At 74.3% G+C, this 25,521-nt stretch carries 4 protein-coding genes; all 4 read left to right on the forward strand.

What is annotated here, in order from left to right; translation table 11 throughout:
- On the forward strand, positions 1 to 2,979 hold a 2,979-nt coding region (locus IE255_RS38465; RefSeq protein WP_190055085.1), incomplete at its 5' end, for an SDR family NAD(P)-dependent oxidoreductase.
- Positions 2,980 to 3,021: 42 nt separating this feature from the next.
- Positions 3,022 to 13,950: a type I polyketide synthase gene (locus IE255_RS38470; protein WP_190055086.1), complete on the forward strand. Its 10,929-nt coding sequence runs from the start codon at positions 3,022 to 3,024 to the stop codon at positions 13,948 to 13,950.
- 76 nt (positions 13,951 to 14,026) lie between these two features.
- Complete coding sequence (locus tag IE255_RS38475; RefSeq protein WP_372487638.1) at positions 14,027 to 18,955, forward strand: type I polyketide synthase; 4,929 nt, start codon at positions 14,027 to 14,029, stop codon at positions 18,953 to 18,955.
- A gap of 170 nt (positions 18,956 to 19,125) precedes the next feature.
- On the forward strand, positions 19,126 to 25,521 hold a 6,396-nt coding region (locus IE255_RS38480; protein ID WP_444546191.1), incomplete at its 3' end, for a type I polyketide synthase.

Consider the following 25,521-nt stretch of genomic DNA (forward strand, 5'->3'; position numbering starts at 1 on the left):
GTGGAGCCGGCCGCGGTGATCGGTCACTCGCAGGGGGAGATCGCGGCGGCGGTGGTCGCCGGGGGACTGTCCCTGGAGGACGGTGCCCGGGTTGTGGCGCTCAGGTCGCGTGCCCTGCTGGCACTGTCGGGTGGCGGTGGCATGGTCTCGGTGTCGCTGCCGGTGGCGGAGGTGCGTGAGCGCCTGGCGGCCTGGGAGGGCCGTATCTCGGTGGCTGCGGTCAACGGTCCGTCCTCGGTGGTGGTCTCCGGTGAGCCGGAGGCGCTGGAGGAGCTGCTGGCCTCCTGCACCGAGCAGGACATCCGCGCGAAGAAGATCGCCGTGGACTACGCCTCGCACTCGGCCCAAGTGGAGCTGATCGAGGCGGAGTTGGCGGAGCTGCTGGCGGGTGTGACGCCGACGTCCGGCCAGGTGCCGTTCTACTCCACACTCACCGGCGGCTTGCTGGACGACACGACCGGTTTGGACGGCGGCTACTGGTATCGCAACCTGCGTTCCACGGTGGAGTTCGAGCAGGCGGTGCGCGCGGCGGCCGGGGACGGTCTTGGCGTGTTCATCGAGGTGAGCCCGCACCCGGTCCTCAACCTCGGACTGCAGGAGACCTTCGACGCGGCCGGCAGCGAGGCAGTGGCGCTGGGCACGCTGCGCCGGAACGAGGACGAGGCACGCCGTTTCATGACCTCGCTGGCCGAGGCCCACGTCCACGGCGTCGAGCTGGACTGGCAGGCCGTCTTCGCCGGGCAGCAGGCCACCCACGTGGACCTGCCCACCTACCCCTTCCAACGTCAGCGCTACTGGCCCGAGGCCATGGCCCTCCCGGTCGCAGGCCCGGTGGACCCGGCGGATGCCCAGTTCTGGGAGGCCGTCGAGCAGGGCGATCTCGCGGCGCTGGCCGCGACGCTCGACCTGGAGGAAGTGCCGGGCTCCCCGCTGGGCGAGGTGCTTCCGGCCCTCTCGTCGTGGCGACGGCAGCGGCGCGAGACGGTCGCCGCCGACTCCTGGCGGTATCGCATCAGCTGGAAGCCGCTCACCGAGAACACGGCGTCTCTGTCGGGGACGTGGCTCCTCGTAGCGCCCGGGACCGGGGCGGGCGGTGACGCCGTCGAGGCCGTCGCGGAAGGGCTGCGCGAGCAGGGAGCCGAGGTCGTGCGGTGTATGCCGGGCGACGTGCTCGACCGCGCGACGCTGGCCGGGGAGCTGACCGAAGCGCTGGGCGACCGCACCGCCGTCGCGGGTGTCCTCTCGCTGTGCGCCCTGGACGAGGAGCCGGCCCCCGGGCTGCCGGAGGCCACGGCCGGTCTGGTCGCCACGCTGGTCCTGACGCAGGCGCTGGGCGACGCGGACGTGACGGCGCCGCTGTGGTGCCTGACGCGGGGTGCGGTGTCCACGGGTCCCGCGGACGTTCCCGCGCGCCCGGCGCAGGCGCAGGTGTGGGGTCTCGGCCGGGTGGCCGCGCTCGAACACCCGGATCGCTGGGGCGGGTTGATCGACCTGCCCGAGGTGCTCGACGAGCGCGCGGTGGCCCGGCTGGGCGCGCTGCTCGCCGCGGGCGGCGACGAGGACCAGCTGGCGGTGCGGTCGGCGGGCGTGTTCGCCCGGCGGCTGCTGCCCGCGCCGACGACGGCATCGGGCCGGGCCTGGGAGCCCGAGGGTACGGTCCTGCTCACCGGCGGCACCGGGGCGATCGGCGTGCGGGCGGCCCGCTGGCTCGGCGGCAGCGGCGCCGACCACATCGTCCTGATCGGCCGGCGCGGACTGCGGGCACCGGGCGCCGAGCGACTGCGCGACGAGCTCGCGGAGACGGGCGTGCGGGTCACGATCGCCGCGTGCGACGTGGCCGATCGGGAGGAACTGACCGCACTGGTAAGCAAGTTGACGGCCGACGGGGAGCGGATCACCGCGGTGCTGCACGCCGCGGGCGAGCTGGACGACGGGGTCGTCGACGCGCTGACCCCCGAGCGTCTCGCCCACGCCCTGCGGGCCAAGGTCGCCGGTGCGCGCAACCTGCACGAGGCGACGCGGGAACTCGACCTCTCGGCGTTCGTCCTGTTCTCCGGTGTCGCCGGCACGGTCGGCGGCGCGGGGCAGGGAGCCTTCGCCGCGGCCGGCGCCTACCTGGACGCGTTCGCCGAGCACCGCGGGGACCTGGGACTCGCCGCCACGTCCCTCGCGTGGGGCCCGTGGGCCGAGGGCGGTCCCGCCCTCGACGACGACACGTTCCTGGAGCGAGCGAGCCGGCGCGGACTGGCCGCGCTGCCGACCGGGTCCGCGCTCACGGCGCTGTGCCGGGCGGTGGCACAGGACGGTCCCGCGCAGGTGGTGGCGGACATCGCCTGGGACCGCTTCGGTCCCGCGCTCACGGCGGCACGGCCCAGCCCGCTGATCGGTGATGTGCCGCAGATGCGGGAGATCGCGCGGGCGGCCGAGCAGGCCGGGGGCACCGGCGCGGACGACGCGGCGGAGTTCCGGCGTGCCGTGGCCGAGCTCTCGGACGTGGAACTCGGCCAGATGCTCCTGGAGTTGGTGCGCACCGAGGCGGCCGGGGCGCTGGGCTACACCGATGTCGAGGCCATCGGGCCCAAGCGGCCCTTCCGGGACCTCGGCTTCGAGTCGCTGACCGCCGTGGAGCTGCGCAACCGGCTCAGCACCCGCACCGGCCTGCGGCTGCCGGTGACGCTGGCGTTCGACCACCCCACGCCGGTCATCCTCGCCGGGTTCCTCAAGAGCGAGGCGGGCCGCGACGCGGAGCCGCAGGCCGTGCCCGTCCTCGCGGAGCTCGACCGGCTCGAGGCGAGCCTCGCGACGCTCTCCGCGGACCGCACCGCGCGGCTGCGGATCACGGCACGGCTGAGGGACATCCTCGCCGGCTGGGACGAGGAGCCCGCGGGGGGCGACGGGGCCGCCGTCGCCGAGAAGTTGCAGTCGGCGTCGGCCGACGAGGTCCTGGCATTCATCGACAACGAACTCGGGGCCTCCTGATGCGGCACCGTACTTCGGTTCTATACAAAGGGGTTAGCGGTAATGGTGGCTGACGAAAAGCTCCTCGAGTACCTCAAGCGGGTGACAGCCGACCTCCACCAGACCCGGCAGCGTCTGCGCGAAGTGGAGTCCGAGGAGCAGCAGCCCATCGCGATCGTCGCGACGAGCTGCCGCTTCCCCGGCGGGATCGCGAGCCCCGAGGACCTGTGGCGGCTCGTCGCCGAGGACGGCGACGCGATGGCGCCCTTCCCGGACGACCGCGGCTGGGACACCACGCGGCTCTACGACGCCGACCCCGACGCCGCGGGCACGTCCTATGTGCGGTCGGGCGGATTCCTCGACGGGGCCACGGAGTTCGACCCGGGCCTGTTCGGCATCAGCCCCCGCGAGGCGCTGTCGATGGACCCGCAGCAGCGGCTGCTCCTGGAGACGGCGTGGGAGGCGTTCGAGCGGGCGGGCATCGACCCGCTGTCCCTGTCGGGTGAGCGCGTCGGTGTGTTCGCCGGGTCCAGCGGCCAGGACTACGCGTCACTGCTGCAGTTCTCGCCGGACAGCGTCGAGGGCTACGGTCTGACGGGCACGGCGGCCAGCGTGGTGTCGGGACGGCTCTCCTACACGTTCGGCCTGGAGGGCCCCGCCGTCACCGTCGACACGGCCTGCTCGTCGTCGCTGGTCGCACTGCACCTGGCAGCGCACGCGCTGCGGCAGGGAGAGTGCTCGCTGGCGCTGGCCGGCGGCGTGACGATCATGTCGACGCCCGGTGCGTTCATCGAGTTCAGCCGGCAGCGGGGCCTGGCCACGGACGGCCGCTGCAAGGCCTTCGCGAAGGCTGCCGACGGCACGGGCTGGGCCGAGGGTGCGGGCCTGCTGCTCCTGGAGCGCCTCTCCGACGCGCGCCGCCACGGCCACCAGGTCCTCGCGGTCGTACGCGGTTCCGCGGTGAACCAGGACGGCGCGAGCAACGGTCTGACCGCCCCCAACGGGCCCTCGCAGCAGCGCGTCATCCAAGACGCCCTGGCCAACGCCGGACTCTCCCCGGCGGACGTCGACGCGGTGGAGGCGCACGGCACGGGCACGACACTGGGCGACCCCATCGAGGCGCAGGCGCTGCTCGCGACATACGGGCAGAACCGGCCCGCTGACCGGCCGCTGCTGCTCGGTTCGGTCAAGTCCAACATCGGGCACACCCAGGCGGCCGCAGGTGTCGCGGGCATCATCAAGATGGTCGAGGCGATGCGGCACGGGACGCTGCCCCGCTCGCTGCACATCGACGAGCCCACCCCGCACGTCGACTGGTCGGCCGGCGCGGTGCGGTTGCTGACCGAGCCGACGCCCTGGCCCGCCACGGACCGCCCGAAGCGGTTCGGCATCTCCTCGTTCGGCATGAGCGGGACGAATGCCCACACGGTCATCGAGGAGGCGCCCGCCCCGGAGGACCCCGCCCCGCGGGAGACCGGCCCGGAGGCCGAGCTTCCCCTGCTGCCGTGGACGGTGTCGGGCAAGACCGAACAGGCCCTGCTGGAACAGGCCGCGCAGGTCCTGTCGTACGCGGAGACCACCGACGCGAGCCCGCTGGACACGGCCTTCTCGCTCGCCACCGGCCGGGCGGCCCTCGACCACCGGGCCGCCGTCGTCGGCACGGACCGCGAGAGCCTGCTGCGCGGCCTGCGGGCGCTCGTCTCCGGGGAGCCGGCCGCGGGCGTGACCCGCGGCACCGCCCCGGAGAGCGGACTGCTCGGCTTCCTCTTCTCCGGGCAGGGCTCGCAGCGCGCCCGCATGGGGCGTGAACTCCACGCCGCCTTCCCGGTGTTCGCCGAGGCCTTCGACGCGGTCTGCGCCGAGCTGGACCGGCACCTCGACCAGCCCCTTCGCAAGGTGGTCTTCGACGGTGGCGACCTGCTGGACCAGACGCAGTTCACGCAGGCCGGGCTGTTCGCACTTGAAGTCGCGCTGTTCGAACTGGTGACGTCGTGGGGCGTGAAGCCCGACTACCTGCTGGGCCACTCCATCGGCGAGCTGTCGGCCGCGTACGTCGCCGGCGTGCTGTCCCTCGAAGACGCTGCCGCTCTCGTGGCGGCGCGGGGCCGTCTGATGCAGGCGCTCCCGACCGGCGGGGCGATGGTGTCGCTCCAGGCGACGGAGGACGAGGTCCTGCCGCTCCTGGTCGAGGGCGTGTCCGTCGCCGCGCTCAACGGCCCGCGCTCGACGGTCGTCTCGGGCGACGAGGACGCGGTTCTCGAGATCGCCGCGCACTTCGAGGGCGAGGGCCGCAAGACCAAGCGGCTGCGGGTCAGTCACGCCTTCCACTCGCCGCACATGGACGCCATGCTCGAAGAGTTCGGGAAGTTCGCGGGAACCCTGGAGTTCCACGCGCCCGAACTGCCCATCGTCTCGAACGTGACCGGCGGCGTCATCGCCGCCAAGGAACTGGCCGACCCCGACTACTGGGTGCGCCACGTCCGGGCGGCCGTCCGCTTCCACGACGGCATCCGGGCGCTCGTCGGCCACGGCGTCACCGCGTTCCTGGAGATCGGCCCCGGCGGCGTACTGACCGCCCTGGGCCAGGACTGCCTGACGGACCTCGCCGCGGGGGCCGCGGAGCCCGCCTTCGTCCCCGCGCTGCGCACGGACAGGCCCGAGGGCCAGGCGCTCGTCACCGCCCTCGCCGAACTGCACGTCCACGGCAGCGGCCCGGACTGGAAGACCCTCTTCGAAGGCACCGGCGCGCACGTGACCGCGCTGCCCACCTACGCCTTCCAGCGGGCGTCGTACTGGCCGAAGCTGTCCGCCGCCTGGGCCGGCGACGCCACCGCCATGGGCCTGCGCTCGGCCGAACACCCGCTGCTCAGCGCCGCGGTCGCCCTGGCCGGCGACGACGGCATGCTGTTCACCGGCAGGCTCTCCCCGCAGACCCACCCCTGGCTCGCCGACCACACCGTCCTCGGCACCGTCCTGCTGCCCGGCACCGCCTTCGTCGAGCTGGCCGTCCACGCCGGCGACCAACTCGGCTGCGCGCAGGTGGTGGAGCTCAACCTCGAGGCGCCGCTCATCCTGCCCGCCGAGGGCGGCATCGCCGTACAGATGAGCGTGGGCACCCCTGACGAGAGCGGACACCGCGAGCTGTACGTCCACTCGCGGGCCGACGACGCACAGAGCGAGGACGGCTGGATCCGCAACGCCAGCGGAGTGCTGGCCCCCGGCCAGGCCGCGGCACCCGACTGGAGCGACTTCACCGCCTGGCCGCCCCCGGAGGCCGTCGAGATCCCCATGGACGACTTCTACGCCCGGCTCGATGCCGCCAACTACGGCTACGGGCCCGCCTTCCAGGGCCTGCGGTCGGTGTGGCGGCGCGGCGAGGAGGTCTTCGCGGAGGTCCGCCTGCCGGAGGAACCGGCCGCCGAGGCCGGCAGGTTCGGCCTGCACCCCGCCCTGTTCGACGCCGCGATGCACTCACGGGCCATGCTGGGATCCGGCGACGACACGGAGTCCGGCCAGGAGCGGCTGCCCTTCTCCTGGACCGGGGTGTCGCTGTACGCCGCGGGCGCCGCCGCGCTGCGGGTGCGGCTCACCCCGACCGGCAGCCACACGGTGTCCGTCGCGCTGGCCGACGACACCGGTGCGCCCGTCGCCTCCGTCGAGGCCACGGCGCTGCGCCCGGTCTCCGCCGAGCAGCTCGACGTCGCCCGCGGCGCCCACCACGATCGTCTCTTCCGTGTCGAGTGGCCGGTGCTCACGGAGACCGGCACGGCGCCGGACACCAGCGGCTGGGGCGTCCTCGGCGACACCGCCTTCGGGTTGCCCGCCAACCTGCGGTACCCGGACCTCGTCGAGCTCGGCGAGGCCGTCGAGGCAGGCGGGCCCGTCCCCGACATCCTCTTCGTTCCCTGTGTGTCCGAACCCGGCACGGACACCGTCGAGGCGGCGCACGGAGCCGCCGCCCGTGCCCTCGCGCTCTCCCAGATCCTCGTCGAGGACGACCGGTTCGCGTACACCCGCCTGGTGTTCGTCACCCGCGGCGCGGTCGGCGCCACCGCCGACGACGAGGTCGAGGACGTCGCACAGGCCACCGTATGGGGCCTGATCCGCTCGGCGCAGTCGGAGAACCCCGGCCGGTTCACCCTCGTCGACCTCGACGGACTGCCCGCCTCGCACCGCGCGCTCCCGCAGGCCCTGGCCGCCGGCGAACCGCAGTGCGCCATCAGGGCGGGACAGGTGCGGGTGCCCCGGCTCGCCCGGGCGGCGGCGCCCGAGGCCCCCGCCGACGCACCGCCCCTCGGCAGGCCCGGCGGCACCGTCCTGATGACCGGTGCCACCGGCACGCTCGGCAAGCTGTTCGCCCGGCACCTGGTCACCGCGCACGGAGTCGAGCGGCTGCTGCTCGTCAGCAGGAGCGGCCCGCAGGCGCCGGGCGCGGCCGAACTGGAGGCCGAACTCACCGGACTCGGCGCCACGGTGACCGTCGCGGCCTGCGACGTCGCCGACCGCGCCCGGCTCGGTGAGCTCCTCGCCGCCGTCCCCGCCGAGCATCCGCTGACCGCCGTCGTGCACGCCGCGGGCATCACCGACGACGGCGTGCTCAACGCGCTGACGCCGGCGCGCGTCACCGCGGTGCTGCGGCCCAAGGTGGACGCCGCGGTCGCGCTGCACGAACTCACCGAAGACCTGGACCTGTCCGCGTTCGTCCTGTTCTCCTCGGTCGCCGCCACCCTCGGCGGCGCGGGACAGGGCAACTACGCCGCGGCCAACGTCTTCCTGGACTCCCTCGCCCAGCACCGCCGCGCCCGCGGCCTCGCCGCGACCTCGCTCGCCTGGGGCCTGTGGGCCGAGCGCAGCGGCATGGCCGCGAGCCTCGACGACACCCAGCTGAGCCGGATCGGCAGGTCCGGTGTCGGCTCGCTGGAGTCGGCGGACGGCCTGGCCTTGTTCGACGTCACACGCACCCTGGACGACGCGACCCTGGTGCCCGCACCCCTGGACGTGTCCGGGCTGCGCGGCGCCACCACGGCCGACGCCGTGCCGCCCCTGCTGCGCGGCCTGGTGCGGCTGCCGGCCAGGCCCGCCGCGCACAGCGGCGGCTCCGGCGAGGAACCGCTCGCGCAGCGACTGGCGGGCCTCGACGAGGACGACCGCGCGGCAGCCGTCCTCGACCTGGTGCGGGCCCAGGCCGCCGCCGTCCTCGGCTACGCCGCACAGGACGAGATCGGCGCCGGACGCGCCTTCAACGACCTGGGCTTCGACTCGCTCACCGCGATCGAGATGCGCAACCGCATGAACCTCGTCACCGGGCTGCGGCTGCCCTCCACCCTCGTCTTCGACTACCCGACCCCCGCCGCGCTCGCCGCGCACGTGGCCTCGCTCCTGGCGGGACCGGCCGCACCCGCGGGGATCCCCGGCCCGGTCCGGGCCGTCGACAGCGACGAACCCATCGCCATCGTCGGCATGAGCTGCCGGCTGCCGGGGAACGTGGAGACCCCCGAGGACCTCTGGCGCCTGGTGGCCGACGGCGTGGACGCCATCACCGACGTACCCGCCGAGCGCGGCTGGGACATCGAGGGGCTCAGCGGCGGATTCCTCGCCGCCCCGGGCGACTTCGACCCCGCGTTCTTCGGGATATCGCCGCGCGAGGCGATCGCGATGGACCCGCAGCAGCGGCTGATGATGGAGTCCGCCTGGGAGGCCGTCGAGGCGGCGGGCATCGACCCGACCTCGCTGCGCGGCTCCCGCACCGGCGTCTTCGTGGGCTCCAGCGGCCAGGACTACACCGGCCTGCTCCAGCAGGCGGAGGACAGCAACGCCGGGTACATCCTGACCGGCACCACCGCCAGCGTCATCTCCGGCCGCGTCTCCTACACGTTCGGACTCGAGGGCCCGGCGGTCACCGTCGACACCGCCTGCTCCTCGTCGCTGGTCGCGCTGCACCTGGCGGCCCAGGCGCTGCGGCAGGACGAGTGCTCGCTGGCGCTGGCCGGCGGCGTCATGGTCATGGCCACCCCGGCCGGCTTCGCCGGGCTCAGCGGGCAGGGCGGCTTCGCCTCGGACGGGCGCTGCCGCGCCTTCGCCGAGTCCGCCGACGGCACCGGCTGGAGCGAGGGCGTCGGCGTGCTGCTCGTCGAGCGCCTGTCCGACGCCCGCGCCAACGGCCACCCGGTGCTCGCGGTGCTCCGCGGCTCGGCGATCAACCAGGACGGCGCGAGCAACGGCCTGACGGCGCCGAACGGCCCGTCCCAGCAGCGCGTCATCCGCCAGGCCCTGGCCAACGCGGGGCTCGGCACCGCCGACGTCGACGTCGTCGAGGCGCACGGCACCGGCACCAAGCTCGGCGACCCCATCGAGGCCCAGGCGGTCCTCGCCACCTACGGCCAGGACCGCCCGGCCGCCCGGCCGCTGCTGCTCGGCTCCATCAAGTCCAACATCGGCCACGCCCAGGCGGCCGCGGGAGTCACCGGGATCATCAAGATGGTCATGGCGATGCGGCACGGAACGGCGCCGCGCAGCCTCCACCTGGACGAGCCCACCTCCCACGTCGACTGGACGGCCGGCGCGGTGTCGCTGCTCCAGGAAGCCGTGCCATGGCCCGAGACCGGCAGGCCGCGCCGCGCGGCCGTGTCCTCCTTCGGCATCAGCGGCACCAACGCGCACGTCGTCCTCGAACAGGGCGACGACGCGGGTACGGAGCCCGCCGCCCGCCCGGCGGCGGACGCACCGGCCACGGCCGCCGACGAGCCCCTCATCGGCACGCCCACGCTGCCGTTCGTGCTGTCCGGCGGCTCCGCGGACGCCCTGCGCGACCAGGCCGCCCGGCTCCGCTCGCACCTGCTGGCCCACGAGGACGCGGCCCTCGCCGACATCGGCTGGTCGCTGGCCACCGGCCGCGCCAGGCTCGCCCACCGGGCCGCGCTCGTCGCCGGTGACCGGGACGAGCTGCTGCACGGGCTCGCCGCCCTCGCGGACGGCACTGGAGCCCCCGGACTCGTCCAGGGCAGCGCCCCCGCGGAACCGCCCAAGGTCGTCTTCGCCTTCCCCGGCCAGGGCGCCCAGTGGGCGGGCATGGCGCTCGAACTCCTCGACTCCTCGCCGGTGTTCGCCGAGCGGCTGCGCGAGTGCGCGACGGCCCTCTCGGCGCACACCGACTGGTCGCTGCTCGAGGTGCTGCGCGGCGAGCCCGGCGCACCGGGCTTCGACCGGGTCGACGTCGTACAGCCCGCGCTGTGGGCGGTGATGGTGTCGCTCGCCGAGCTGTGGCGGGCGGGCGGCGTCGAACCCGCCGCCGTCGTCGGCCACTCGCAGGGCGAGATCGCCGCCGCCTGCGTCGCCGGGGCGCTGTCCCTGGACGACGCCGCCCGCGTGGTGGCACTGCGCAGCAAGGCGATCCTGGAACTCTCCGGCCTCGGCGGCATGGCATCGGTGCCGGAACCCGTCGACCGGGTGCGGGAACGGATCGCCCGCTGGGACGGCAGGCTGTCCGTCGCCGCCGTCAACGGACCCTCGTCCGTCGTGGTCTCCGGCGACGCGGACGCACTGGACGACCTGCTCGCCACCTGCACCGCCGAGGGCGTACGGGCCAAGCGGATCGACGTCGACTACGCCTCGCACAGCGCCCACGTGGAGCGGATCCACGAGCGGCTCGGCGAAGTCCTGTCCGGCATCACGCCCCGCGCCTCGGACGTGCCGCTGCACTCCACGGTGACCGGTGAACTCCTGGACACCACCGTCATGGACGCCGAGTACTGGTACCGCAACCTCCGCCAGACCGTCCGGCTCGAAGAGGCCACCCGCGGACTGCTCCGCTCCGGCCACTCCGTCTTCGTCGAGATCAGCCCCCACCCCGTCCTGGCCGTCGGACTCCAGGAGACCCTGGACGACGCACAGGCGCACGGCGCCGTCCTCGGCTCGCTGCGCCGCGAAGACGGGGGACCCGCACGGTTCCTCACATCGCTGGCCACCGCCTACGTCCACGGGGCCGGACTCGACTGGACGGCCCTGTTCGCCGGACGCGACGCACGGCGGGCCGACCTGCCCACGTACGCCTTCCAGAACCGCCGTTACTGGCTGCCCATCAGGACCGGCGGCCCGGGCGACGCGGCCTCCATCGGGCTCGGCGCGACCGACCACCCGATGCTCGCCGCCGCGGTGACGCTCGCCGACACGGACAGCCATCTGCTCACCGGACAGCTGTCGGCGCAGACACAGCGCTGGACCGCCGACCACGTCGTCATGGAGACCATCCTGCTGCCGGGCACCGGCTTCGTGGAGATGGCCCTGCGCGCGGCCGAGCAGGTCGGCTGCGACCTCGTGGAGGAACTCACCCTGGAAGCCCCGCTGGTGCTGCCCGAACGGGGCGCCATCCAGGTGCAGCTCGTGGTGGGGCCGCCGGACGGTACCGGTCACCGCCCGCTGACCGTCCACTCCCGCCCCGCCGACTCCGCCGCGGAAGGCCCCGGCGAACGCCCCTGGCTGCGGCACGCCACCGGAGTGCTCGCCGTCAGCGACGGCGCGCCGGACCCCGGCTTCGACTTCACGGCCTGGCCGCCCCCCGCGGCCACCGCGCTGGAACTCGAAGGCGTCTACGAACAGGCCGCGCTGCTCGGCTTCGACTACGGCCCGATGTTCCAAGGACTGCGCTCGGCCTGGCAGTCGGGCGAGGACATCTACGCCGAGGTGGCCCTGCCCGAGGACGGCCGCGCCGAAGCCGCCGACTTCGGGCTGCATCCGGCGCTGTTCGACGCCGCCCTGCAGGCGATGGGCCTCGGCACCTTCGGCCCGGGCCAGGGACGCGGCGAGGACGCGGGCAAGCCCCGGCTGCCGTTCGCGTGGCGCGGTGTGCGCGTGTACGCGACCGGGGCGTCGGTGCTGCGCGTGCGGCTCTCCCCGAGCGGCGCCAACGGCATCGCCTTCCAGGTGGCCGACGGCACAGGCGCCCCCGTGGCGACGGTCGATTCCCTGGACATGCGCCCCGTCGACCCCCGGCAGCTCAAGACCGCGGGACACGGCGACCACGACTCGCTGTTCCGGCTGGAGTGGGCCGAGGCCCCCGCGGCCGCCGTGCCCACGGGCCTGCACTGGGCGGTCCTGGGCGCCGATCCCGCGCCCCTCACCGCGGCGGGGGTGCGCGCGGACACCCACCCGGACCTGCCCGCACTCCTCGCGGAGGTCGAGAAGGGCGCCCCGCTGCCCGACACCGTGGTCGTCTCCCTCCGCGCCCTCACCACAGGCGGCGCCGCCACGGACCCCACGGGTGCCGGGACAGGCGACGCGACGGGAGACATCGCACGGGACGCGCACACGGTCGCCCGCGCCACGCTCGCCCTGCTCCAGCACTGGCTGGCCGACGAACGCCTCACCGCCGCGCGGCTGGTGATCCGCACCTCGGGCGCGGTGGCCACCACCGCGGGCGAGACCGTCGACGGCCTGACCGCCGCGCCGGCCTGGGGTCTCGTCCGCTCGGCGCAGGCCGAGCACCCCGACCAGTTCGTCCTCGTGGACGCCGACGACAGCGAGGCCTCGTGGCAGGCCCTGCCCGCGGCGCTCACCCTGCCCGAGCCGCAGTTCGCCCTGCGCGAGGGCACCGTGCTGGTGCCCCGCCTGGTCCGCACCGGACCGGCGGCCGACCCCGCGCCCGACACCGCCTTCGACGACCGAGGCACCGTACTCATCACCGGTGGCACCGGCACCCTGGGCAGCTCCCTCGCCCGCCACCTCGTCGACCGGCACGGCGTACGCCACCTGCTGCTCCTCAGCAGGCAGGGCGCCGCCGCCGACGGCGCCGCCGAACTGCTCGCCGAACTGCGCGACGCGGGCGCCAACGCGCACGCCGTCGCCTGCGACACGGCGGACAGGGACCAACTGGCGCGCGTCCTCGAGGACATCGACGACGCGCACCCGCTGACCGCGGTGGTGCACGCCGCCGGCGTCCTCGACGACGGTGTCATCACCTCGCTCACCGACGAACGCCTCGACGCGGTGCTGCGCCCCAAGGTCGACGCCGCCGCGCACCTGCACGAACTGACGCGGGACAGCGCGCTGAAGGCGTTCGTGATGTTCTCCTCGGCCGCGGGCACCCTCGGCAGCTCCGGCCAGGGCAACTACGCCGCGGCCAACGCCTTCCAGGACGCGCTCGCCCACCACCGCCGCGCGGCCGGACTCCCGGCCACCACCCTCGCCTGGGGGTTCTGGGCACAGGCCAGCGGCATGACCGGACACCTCAGCGACGCGGAGGTGCGCCGCATGAGCGGCGGCGGAGTCACCGGCCTGAGCACCGAGGCGGGCCTCACCCTCTTCGACCTCGGCACGGCGGCCGGCGAACCGCTGCTGCTGCCCGTGCGCCTGGACCTCACGGCCCTGCGCGCCCAGGCGACGGCCGGCACACTGCCGCCGCTGATGCGGAAGCTGGTCCGTGCCGCGGCGCCGCGTGCCGCCGCGGTCGACGACGCCGCCGGCACCGGCGGAGTCGGCCTGGCACAGCGCCTGGCCGGGCTGTCCGAGGAGGACCGCGACCGCGTGGTGCTCGACCTGGTCCGCACCCACGCCGCGGCCGTGCTCGGCCACGCGTCGGCGGCGGCCGTCGAACCGGACATGGCCTTCAAGAAGCTGGGCTTCGACTCGCTCATCGCCGTCGACATGCGCAACCGGCTCAACGCGGCCTCCGGTCTCCGGCTCCCCGCGACGCTCGTGTTCGACTACCCGACGCCGGCCGAACTGGCCGCGTACCTGCGGTCCGAGGTCGTCCCGGACGCGGCGGGCGCCTCCGACGCACCCGTGCTCGCGGGCATCGACCGCCTGGAGAACCTGCTCGCGGCCGTGGGCTCCGACGACGAGCAGCGCACACGGATCACCCTGCGGCTCAACGACATGCTCGCGAAATGGGGCGATGTCCGTCTCGCCGCGGAACCGGCCGCCGCGCCCAAGGACCTGGACACCGCGAGCGACGAAGAGATCTTCGACTTCCTCGGCAAGGAGTTCGGCATCTCGTGAACGCACCGCAACGCCCGACCGAACCGCTCCGAGGGGGACCCAGGCCATGACCGACAACGACAAGCTCCGCTATTTCCTGCGGCGGGTTACCGCCGACCTGCAGGAGACCCGCGGCCGGCTGCACGCCGCCGAGACCAAGGACAGCGAGCCCATCGCGATCACCGCGATGAGCTGCCGCTTCCCGGGCGGCGTGCGTGCCCCCGAAGACCTGTGGCAGATCATGATGTCGAAGGCCGACGCGCTCTCCCCGTTCCCCGAGGACCGCGGCTGGGACTTCGAAGGGCTGTTCTTCCGGGACCCCGACGAGCCCGCCCGCAGCTACACGCTCGAAGGCGGCTTCGTCTACGACATCCCCGACTTCGACCCCGAGTTCTTCGGGATCTCACCGCGCGAGGCGCTGGCGATGGACCCGCAGCAGCGGCTCGTCCTGGAAGCCTCGTGGGAGGCCGTGGAGCGGGCGGGCATCGACATGACGACCCTGCGCGGCAGCCAGACCGGCGTGTTCGTCGGCACCTCCTACCAGGGATACGGCAGCACGGTGTTCGTTCCGCCGGAGGGCACCGAGATCTACCTCGGCGTCGGCAACACCAGCAGCGTCGCCTCCGGCCGGGTCGCCTACACCTTCGGCTTCAACGGCCCCGCCGTCACCGTCGACACGGCCTGCTCCTCGTCGCTCGTGGCGCTGCACATGGCCTGCCAGTCGCTGCGCCGGAACGAGTGTTCCATGGCGCTGGCCGGCGGGGTCACCCTGATGTCGAGCCCGGGCGCGTTCACGGAGTTCAGCCGGCAGCGCGGACTGTCCAGCAGCGGCCGCTGCAAGGCGTTCTCCGCCGACGCGGACGGCACGGGCTGGGGCGAGGGCATCGGCATGTTCCTCGTCGAGCGGCTCTCCGACGCGCGGCGCAACGGGCATCAGGTGCTGGCCGTCGTCCGCGGCTCGGCGATCAACCAGGACGGTGCGAGCAACGGCCTGACCGCCCCCAACGGACCCGCACAGCAGCGCGTCATCCGCCAGGCCCTGGCCGACGCGCGCCTGTCCCCGGCCCAGGTCGACCTCGTCGAGGCACACGGCACCGGCACGACGCTGGGCGACCCGATCGAGGTGCAGGCGCTGGCCGCCACGTACGGCAAGGACCGCCCCGCGGGCCGCCCGGTGTGGCTCGGCTCGGTCAAGTCCAACATCGGTCACACCCAGGCCGCCGCGGGGGCGGCGGGACTGATCAAGATGGTCATGGCCGTGCAGCGCGGCACGCTGCCGCCCACCCTGCACGTCGAGAACCCCACGACGCACATCGACTGGTCCGACGGGCGCATGGCCCTGGTGACCGACCCCACACCCTGGCCGGAGACCGGCCAGCCGCGCCGCGGCGGCATCTCCTCCTTCGGCGTCAGCGGCACCAACGCGCACGCCATCATCGAGCAGGCACCGCCGGAGGAGGACGGGCCCGGGGCGGAGCGCCTGGAGGGCGAGCGGCAGGACACGGATCGCAGGGCACCGCTGAACGGCGTGCCGCTCCCGGCCGTCGTCTCCGCCCGCACGGAACAGGCTCTGGAGGACCAACTCCGCCGGCTGCAGGCACACCTGGCGAGCCATCCGGAGATCGGTATCACCGACCTCGCACACTCGCTCGCCACGGGCCGGACGAGGTTCAGCCACCGTGCGGTGGTGCTCGCGGATGACGCGGGTTCGTTGGCGGGTGCGTTGTCGGCGGTGGTCGCGGGGCGTGCTGCCGGGGATGTGGTGCGGGGTGTGGCGGGCCGGGCTGTGCGTCCGGTGTTCGTGTTCCCGGGGCAGGGTGCGCAGTGGCAGGGCATGGCGGCGGGGTTGTTGGAGTCGTCGCCGGTGTTCGCGGGGCGGATGGCGGAGTGTGCGGCGGCTTTGGAGCCGTTCACGGACTGGCGTCTGCTGGATGTCGTGAGGCAGGAGCTGGGTGCGCCCGGTTTTGACCGGGTGGATGTGGTGCAGCCGGTCCTGTGGGCGGTCATGGTGTCGCTCGCGGAGCTGTGGCGAGCATGTGGCGTGGAGCCCGCGGCAGTGATCGGTCACTCGCAGGGGGAGATCGCGGCGGCGGTGGTCGCCGGGGGACTGTCGCTGGAGGACGGTGCCCGGGTGGTGGCGCTCAGGTCGCGTGCCCTGCTGGCACTGTCGGGTGGCGGGGGCATGGTCTCGGTGTCGTTGCCGGTGGCGGAGGTGCGTGAGCGTCTGGCGGCCTGGGATGGTCGTATCTCGGTGGCTGCGGTCAACGGTCCGTCCTCGGTGGTGGTCTCCGGTGAGCCGGAGGCGCTGGAGGAGCTGGTGGCCTCCTGCACCGAGCAGGACGTCCGGGCGAAGAAGATTGCCGTGGATTATGCCTCGCACTCGGCTCAGGTGGAGCTGATAGAAAGCGAGTTGGCGGAGCTGCTCGTGGGCGTGGCGCCGGTTGCGGGCCGGGTGCCGTTCTACTCCACACTCACCGGCACTCTGCTGGACGACACGACCGGCCTGGATGCCGGTTACTGGTATCGCAATCTGCGTTCCACGGTGGAGTTCGAGCGGGCGGTGCGTGCGGCCGAAGCCGATGGCCTGGCCGTGTACATCGAGGTGAGCCCGCACCCCGTACTCAACCTGGGTCTGCAGGAGATCTTCGAGGCGGCCGACAGCGACGCGGTCGCTCTGGGCACTCTGCGCCGCGACGAGGACGAGGCACGCCGTTTCATGACCTCGCTGGCCGAGGCCCACGTCCACGGCGTGGAGCCGGACTGGCACGCCCTGTTCGCGGGGCAGCAGGCCACCCACGTGGACCTGCCCACCTACCCCTTCCAGCGGCAGCGCTACTGGATCGACGACCTGCGTCCGGTGATGCAGGCGCCCGTCGGCGAGGCGGCCGAACTCTCCCTGGCCGACACCCAGTTCTGGGCCGCGGTCGAGCAGGAGGACTTCGAGGGCCTCGCGGACACGCTCGACCTCAAGGGGGGCGAGGGCGCCCGCTCGGCCCTGGGCACGATGCTGCCCGCGCTGTCCTCCTGGCGCCGCCGCACCCGCGAGCTGTCCACCGTCGACGACTGGCGGTACGAGGTGGCCTGGCGCCCGCTGCCCGAGGCGTCCGCCGCCCGGCTGTCCGGCCACTGGCTCGTCGTCGTGCCCGAGACCCACGCCGAGGACGCGCTGACCGCCGGGTGCCTCGCGGCGCTCGCCGACCACGGCGCCCGGGTGCTGCCCGTGACGGTCGACGGGGGCAAGCTGCGGCGCGACCTGTTCGCCGGCCACGACCTGCCCGCCGACCTCGCGGGCGTGCTGTCGCTCCTCCAGCTCGACCACGCGCCGCACCCGGAACTGCCGGCCGTGCCCAGGGGCTACGCCGCCACCGTCGCCCTGCTGCAGGCGCTCGGCGAGGCCGGGGTGTCCGCGCCGCTCTGGTGCGCCACGCGCGGCGCGGTGTCGGTGGGACCGGCCGATCCCATCACCGGACCCGAGCAGGCCATGGCCTGGGGCATGGGGCGCGTCGCCGCGCTCGAACACCCGGACCGCTGGGGCGGGTTGATCGACCTCCCGCCGACCCTGGACGACCGGACGGCCGCGATGCTGAGCGGCGCGCTCGGCGGGGCCGGTGACGAGGACCAGCTGGCCGTGCGGCCCTCCGGTACCTTCGTACGCCGCCTCAACCGCGCCCGGATCGGCGCCGCTCCCGGCAGCCGGCGCTGGGAGCCGAAGGGCACGACGCTCATCACCGGCGGAACCGGCGCGCTCGGCGGACACGTCGCGCGCTCGCTGGCCCGCGAGGGCGCCGGGCACCTGCTGCTGGTCAGCCGCCGTGGCCCGGACGCACCCGGCGCCCAGGATCTGCGGGACGAACTGACCGCACTCGGCGCCCGCGTGACGGTCGCCGCGTGCGACGCCGGGGACCGTCACGCGCTGGCGGAGGTCGTCGCCGCCGTGCCCGCCGAGCATCCGCTGACCGCCGTCGTGCACACCGCGGCCGCGCTCGACGACGGCCTGCTCGACACGCTCACCCCGGACCAGCTCGCCAACTCCCTGCACGCCAAGGCCAGGGCCGCGCGGAACCTGGACGAGCTGACACGGGACCACGACCTGTCCGCCTTCGTGCTGTTCTCCTCGTTCGGCGGCATCGTCGGCACCCCCGGCCAGGGCAACTACGCACCGGGCAACGCCTACCTCGACGCGCTGGCCCAGGAGCGCAGGGCCGCCGGCCTGGTGGCCACCTCGATCGCCTGGGGCGCCTGGGGCGGCGGCGGCATGGCGGAAGGCGAGTTCGGCCAGACCCTCAACCGGCACGGGCTGCGCGAGATGGCGCCCGAGGCGGCCGCGGGCGCGCTGCGGCAGGCCGTGGAGCACGACGCCACCTGCCTGCTGATCGCGGACATCGACTGGGAGCGGTTCTTCGTCGCCTTCACCGCGACCCGGCCGGGCCCCCTCCTCGCCGACGTACCCGAGGTGCGCCGCATCGCGCAGGACGGCACGGGCAAGGCGGGATCCGGCGGTGAGGAGCCGTCGGCGCTGGTGCAGCGGCTCGCCGGGCTCTCCGAGGCGGAGCAGGACGCACTGCTCCTGGAGGCCGTGCGCGAGCAGGTCGCCGCGGTGCTCGGACTCAGCGGACCCGAGGCCGTGGGAGTCAAGCGCGCCTTCCGCGAGGTGGGCTTCGACTCCGTCACCGCCGTCGAACTGCGCAACCGCATCGGCGCCAAGACCGGCCTCAAGCTTCCGGTCACCCTGGCGTTCGACTACCCGACGCCGCAGCGCCTCGCCGGGTTCCTGCGCGAGCAGCTCGTCCGCGACGGGGAGACCGTGGCCGTGACCGCGCTGGAGGAACTGGACCGGATCGAGAAGGCACTGGCCGGCGTCGCACCGGACGACGCGGGCCGGGCCCGGGTGGTGCGGCGCGTGCAGGTGCTGCTGACCCGGCTGCAGGACGGGCCCGCCGGCGAGGCGCCGGTCGGCGAGGAGATCGAATCCGCCTCCGACGACGAGATGTTCGAGCTCCTCGGCAAGAAGTTCGGCATCTCCTGAACGCCCTCAGTGGCACTCACCACGATCACCGCAGTTCCTGACAGAGGGGTCGCCCGATGGCGAACGAAGACAAGCTCCGGTACTTCCTGAAGCGGGTCAGCACCGATCTCGAAGCGGCGCACGAGCGGATCCGCGAGATGGAGGAGCGTGACACCGAGCCGATCGCCATCATCGGCATGAGCTGCCGCTACCCGGGCAATGTGCGGTCGCCCGATGATCTGTGGGACCTCGTCGCCGCGGGCACCGACGGCCTGTCGCCGTTCCCCTCGGACCGCGGCTGGAACCTGGACAGCGTGTTCCAGGCCGCGCCCGACGGGGCGACGTACGCGGGCGAGGGCGGCTTCGTCCAGGACGCGGGCGATTTCGACGCGGCGTTCTTCGGCATCAGCCCGCGCGAGGCCCTGGCCACGGACCCGCAGCAGCGGCTGCTCCTGGAGACGGCGTGGGAGGCGTTCGAGCGGGCGGGCATCGATCCGGAGTCGCTGCGCGGCAGCCGGACCGGAGTCTTCGCCGGCACGAACGGCCAGGACTACCCCTATCTGCTGATGGGGGCGGAGGCCGGGCTGGAGGGGTACATGGGCACGGGCAGCGCCGCGGCCGTGCTGTCCGGCCGGGTCTCGTACACGCTCGGCCTCGAAGGACCCGCGGTCACGGTCGACACCGCGTGTTCGTCGTCGCTGGTGGCGCTGCACCTGGCGGCCCAGGCCCTGCGCAAGGGCGAGTGTTCGCTGGCGCTCGCCGGTGGGGTCACCGTCATGGCGACCCCGGGCATGTTCAGCAGTTTCAGCGCACAGCGCGGACTCGCCCTCGACGGTCGCTGCAAGGCGTTCGCCGCGGCCGCCGACGGCACCGGCTTCGCCGAGGGCGTCGGTCTGCTCCTGGTGGAGCGGCTCTCCGACGCCCGGCGCAACGGCCACCGGGTCCTCGCCGTGCTGCGCGGCTCCGCGGTCAACCAGGACGGCGCGAGCAACGGCCTCACCGCACCCAACGGTCCCTCCCAGCAGCGCGTCATCGAGCAGGCGCTCGCCGACGCGCGCCTGGCCCCCGAGCAGGTCGACGCGGTCGAGGCGCACGGCACCGGCACGGTACTCGGCGACCCCATCGAGGCGCAGGCGCTGTTGGCCGCCTACGGTCAGGAGCGCTCGGCGGAGCGCCCGCTGTGGCTGGGCTCGGTGAAGTCGAACATCGGTCACACGCAGGCCGCCGCCGGCGTCGCCGGGATCATCAAGATGGTCATGGCGATGCGGCGCGGAGTGCTGCCGCCCACCCTCCACGTCGACGCCCCGACACCGCACGTGGACTGGACGGCCGGTCAGGTGCGGCTCCTGACGGAGCGGACCGACTGGCCCGAGACGGGCGAGCCGCGCCGCGTGGGCGTCTCGTCGTTCGGCATCAGCGGGACCAACGCCCACGTCATCATCGAACAGGCCGACGAGCAGGCCGGGCACACCGACGCGGAGGTACGCCCTGACACAGCGGACGTACGCCCTGACACAGCCGTACGTCCCGGTCTCGTCCCCTGGGTGATATCCGCGCGCGGAGAGGCGGCGCTCGCCGGCCAGGCGGCCAGGCTGCGGGCCCTGCTCGCCGCGCACCCCGAGTACGACCCCGTCGACGTCGCCCACTCGCTGGCGACCACCCGCACCGCCTTCGAGGACCGTGCGGTCGTCGTCGGCGCGGACCGCGACGAGCTGCTGCGCGGCCTCGACGCCCTCGTGGCCGACGAGGCGGGGCCGGTGCGCGGCACCGTGACGGAGGGCCGGCTCGCGTTCCTGTTCAGCGGGCAGGGCAGCCAGCGGCTCGGCACGGGCCGTGAGCTCGCGGCCCGCTTCCCCGTGTTCCGCGAGGCGTTCGACGAGGTCTGCGCACAGCTGGACCCGCACCTCGACCGCCCGCTGCGCGACGTCCTGTACGCCGAGGAGACGAGCGACGACGCCGGCCTGCTGCACCGGACGGCCTACACCCAGGCCGCCCTGTTCGCCGTCGAGGTGGCACTGTTCCGGCTCCTCGGCCACTGGGGCATCGAACCCGACCTGCTCGCGGGCCACTCCATCGGCGAGCTGGCCGCCGCGCATGTCGCGGGCGTCCTCTCCCTCCAGGACGCCGGCACGCTGGTCGCCGCCCGGGGGCGCCTGATGCAGGCCCTTCCGGAGGGCGGGGCGATGGTCTCGCTCCAGGCGTCGGAGGACGAGGTCCTGCCGCTGCTGGTCGAGGGCGCCTCGATCGCCGCGCTCAACGGGCCTGCCGCCACGGTCGTTTCCGGTGACGAGGCGGCGGTTCTCGCAATCGCCGCGCACTTCGAGGGCCAGGGCCGCAAGACCAAGCGGCTGCGGGTCAGCCACGCCTTCCACTCGCCGCGCATGGACGCCATGCTCGACGACTTCCTCGCCGTCGCCCAGGGGCTGACGTTCCGTCCGCCGCGGATCCCGATCGTCTCCAACGTCACCGGCGCGATCGTCCCCGCCGAGGAGATCTGCACCGCCGAGCACTGGGTGCGCCACGTCCGCCAGGCCGTCCGCTTCGACGACAGCGTCCGCGCCCTGGCCGAGCACGGGGTCACCACCTTCGTCGAACTCGGCCCCGACGGTGTGCTCTCCGCCCTGGTGGCGGACAGCCTGGCGGGCCGCACCGCTGACCCGGCGGGCGAACCCGCCGTCGCCTTCCCCGTGCTGCGCGGCGACCGCCCGGAGACCAGAGCCGCACTGACCGCACTGGCCCGCCTGCACGTGCGCGGCCGGACGCCGGACTGGTCCGCCCTCCTGCCCGGCGCCGGTCAGATCCCCCTGCCCACCTACGCGTTCCAGCGCAGCCGGTACTGGCCCGAGTCCCTGATGTGGACGGCGGCCCCCGACGGCGCGGCCGGCGAGGACCCCGCCGAGGCCGGATTCTGGTCCGCCGTGGAGCGCACGGACCTGGACGCCGTGACCGGGACGCTGGCCCTGGAAGGGGACCAGCCGCTGAGCGCCGTGCTGCCCGCACTGGCCGAGTGGCGGCGCGCCCGGCGGGAGCGGTCCGCCCTCGACTCCCTGCGCTACGAGATCCGTTGGCGGACCGTGCCGGAACCCGAGGACGCCGCGCCCACCGGCACCTGGCTCGTCGTGGGCCCCGACGACGAGACCACCGACGCGGCCGCCGACGCCCTGGCCGGGCGGGGCGCCACCGTCGTACGGCTGCGGACACCCGGCGGCACGGCCGGACCCGATGAGCGGGCCGGACGTGACGAGCGGGCCGCGCTCGCCGAGCGGATCCGGGACGCCCTGCGCGGACCGGACGAGTCGGGCCGCGCCCTGCCGGTCGCCGGAGTCCTGTCCCTGACGGGCCCGACCACCGGCGGCGGCGACGGCACCGAAGCCCTGCTCCGCACCCTCGCCCTGGTGCAGGCCCTGGGCGACGCCCAGGTCACCGCGCCCCTGTGGCTTGCCACCCGCGGCGCGGTCTCCGTGGGCGCCGCCGACCCGCTGACCCACCCGGAACAGGCCATGCTCTGGGGCCTCGGCCAGGTCGTGGCGGCCGAGGAACCGGCCCGCTGGGGCGGCCTCGTCGACCTGCCCGACGTGCTGGACGCCCGCGCGGGACGCCGCCTGTGCGCCGTCCTCGCCGCGCGCGACGGCGAGGACCAACTGGCCGTCCGGTCCTCGGGAGTTCACGCCCGCAGACTCACCAGGCCCGCCCCGGGCGCGGCGGTCACCCGGACGCCGTGGCAGCCCTCCGGCACCGTCCTCGTCACCGGTGGAACAGGCGCGCTCGGCGCCGTCACCGCACGTTGGTTGGCCCGCAACGGCGCCGCCCGCCTCGTCCTCGTCAGCCGCAGCGGCAACGACGCCCACGGCGCCGCCGAGCTGGTCGCCGAGCTCACCGGGCTCGGCACCGAGGTCACCGTCGCCGCCTGCGACGCCGCCGACCGCGACGCGCTGGCCGCCCTGCTGACGTCGCTGCCCGCCGACGAGCCGCTGACCGCGGTGGTGCACACGGCCGGAGTGCTCGACGACGGCATGCTCGCCTCGATGACCCCGGAGCAGGTCGAGAAGGTCCTGCGCCCGAAGGTCGACGCCGCGCTCAACCTCCACGAACTGACCCGCGACCTGGACCTGTCCGCGTTTGTTCTCTTCTCCTCGCTGGCCGCCACCTTCGGCAACGCCGGCCAGGGAGCCTACGCGGCGGGCAACGCCTTCCTCGACGCGCTCGCAGCCGACCGCCGCGCCCACGGCCTGCCCGCCACGTCCATCGGCTGGAGCGCCTGGGCGGGGGCCGGCATGGCCGCCGACCCGGTGGTCGCCGAGCGCGTCCGCCGCGGCGGCATGCCACCGCTGCCGCCCGAGCAGGCCATGGCCGCGCTGCGCCAGGCAGTCGAGCACGGCGCCGCCCACACCGTCGTCGCCGACGTGGACTGGGCGCGCTTCGCCCCCACGCTCCTGGCGGGCGGCCGCTCCGCGTTCATCGGCGAACTCCCCGAGGTGCGCGCCCTGCCGGCCTCCGACGCCGCGCCGAGGACGGCCGGACAGGGCACCGACGCGCTGCGCGCCCGCCTGTCGGGCGCCTCCGCGGCAGAGCGCGAGCAGGTCCTGCTGGCCCTGGTCAGCGGTCAGGCCGCAGCCGTGCTCGGGCACGCGTCCGCGGACGCGGTACAGCCCTCCCGTGCCTTCCGCGACCTGGGCTTCGACTCGCTCACCGCCGTGGAACTGCGCAACCTGCTCGGCAGCAGCACCGGCCTGGCCCTGCCCGCCACGCTGGTCTTCGACTATCCCACTCCGCTCGTCCTCGCCCGGCACCTGCGCGACCAACTGGCGGGCTCAGACGCCGCCCCCGCACACGACCAGCCGCCGGCGGCCCCGCCCGCCCTCGACGACGACCCGATCGCGATCGTCGGCATGGGCTGCCGTTTCCCCGGCGGCGCCCAGTCGCCGGAGGAACTGTGGCGGCTCCTCGAGTCGGGCACCGACGCCGTCTCCCCGCTGCCCGCCGACCGGGGCTGGGACATCGACCGGCTCTACAGCGAGGACCCGGAACAGCAGGGCACCTCGTACGTCCGCGAAGGCGGGTTCCTCGCGGGCGCGGCCGAGTTCGACGCCGCGTTCTTCGGCATCGCGCCGCGCGAGGCACTGGCGATGGACCCGCAGCAGCGGCTGCTGCTCGAAACGTCATGGGAGGCCTTCGAACGCGCCGGCATCGACCCCGATTCGGTGCGGGGCGCACGCGTCGGCGTCTTCGCGGGCACCAACAGCCAGGACTACACAGGGCTGTTGCTGGGCTCCGCCGAGAGCGCGGAGGGACTCGTGGGCACCGGCAACGCGGCGAGCGTGGTCTCGGGCCGCGTCTCGTACACGCTGGGACTCCAGGGGCCCGCCGTCACGGTCGACACGGCGTGCTCGTCGTCGCTGGTCGCCCTGCACCTGGCGGTCCAGGCACTGCGGTCGGGCGAGTGCACCATGGCGCTGGCCGGCGGTGTGACCGTGATGTCGACCCCGTCGGCGTTCATCGAGTTCAGCCGCCAGCGCGGCCTGGCCACGGACGGCCGGTGCAAGGCGTTCGCCGAGGCCGCCGACGGCACCGGCTGGGGCGAGGGCGTCGGCATGCTCCTGGTGGAGCGCCTCTCCGACGCCCGCCGCAACGGCCATGAAGTCCTCGCGGTGGTCCGTGGTTCCGCGGTGAACCAGGACGGCGCGTCCAATGGTCTGACCGCCCCCAACGGCCCCGCACAGCAGCGCGTCATCCGCCAGGCGCTGGCGAGCGCGGGCCTGACGCCCGCGGACGTCGACGCGGTGGAGGCACACGGTACGGGCACGACACTGGGCGACCCCATCGAGGCGCAGGCGCTGCTCGCGACGTACGGTCAGAACCGGCCGGAGGACCGGCCGCTGCTGCTCGGCTCCATCAAGTCCAACATCGGCCACACCCAGGCAGCCGCCGGTGTCGCGGGCGTCATCAAGATGGTCATGGCGATGCGGCACGGCATCCTGCCCCGGACCCTGCACGTGGACGCGCCGTCGTCGCACGTGGACTGGTCGGCGGGCGCCGTCGAACTCCTGACGGAGCCGGTGGCCTGGCCGGAGACCGGACAGCCGCGCCGCGCGGCGGTGTCGTCGTTCGGCGTCAGCGGCACCAACGCCCACACCGTCATCGAGCAGGCTCCGGAGGCGGAGCCTGTGGTGACGGAGTCCGTCGCCGGGTCTGCTCCGGTGCTGGGTGCGGGTGTGCCGTTCCTGCTGTCGGGCAAGTCGGAGGGCGCTCTGCGGGCGCAGGCGGAGCGGTTGCGGCTGGCCGTCGAGGACGGTGGCGTGCTGCGGGAACTGCCTGCCGTGGGGCGGGCGTTGGCGCTGGGCCGGTCACGTTTCGAGCACCGTGCGGTGGTGCTCGCGGATGACGCGGGTTCGTTGGCGGGTGCGTTGTCGGCGGTGGTTGCGGGGCGTGCTGTCGGGGATGTGGTGCGGGGTGTGGCGGTCCGGGCTGTGCGTCCGGTGTTCGTGTTCCCGGGGCAGGGTGCGCAGTGGCAGGGCATGGCGGCGGGGTTGCTGGAGTCCTCGCCGGTGTTCGCGGGGCGGATGGCGGAGTGCGCGGCGGCTCTGGAG

It is taken from the genome of Streptomyces lomondensis (assembly GCF_014651035.1).
Lineage (GTDB): Bacteria > Actinomycetota > Actinomycetes > Streptomycetales > Streptomycetaceae > Streptomyces > Streptomyces lomondensis.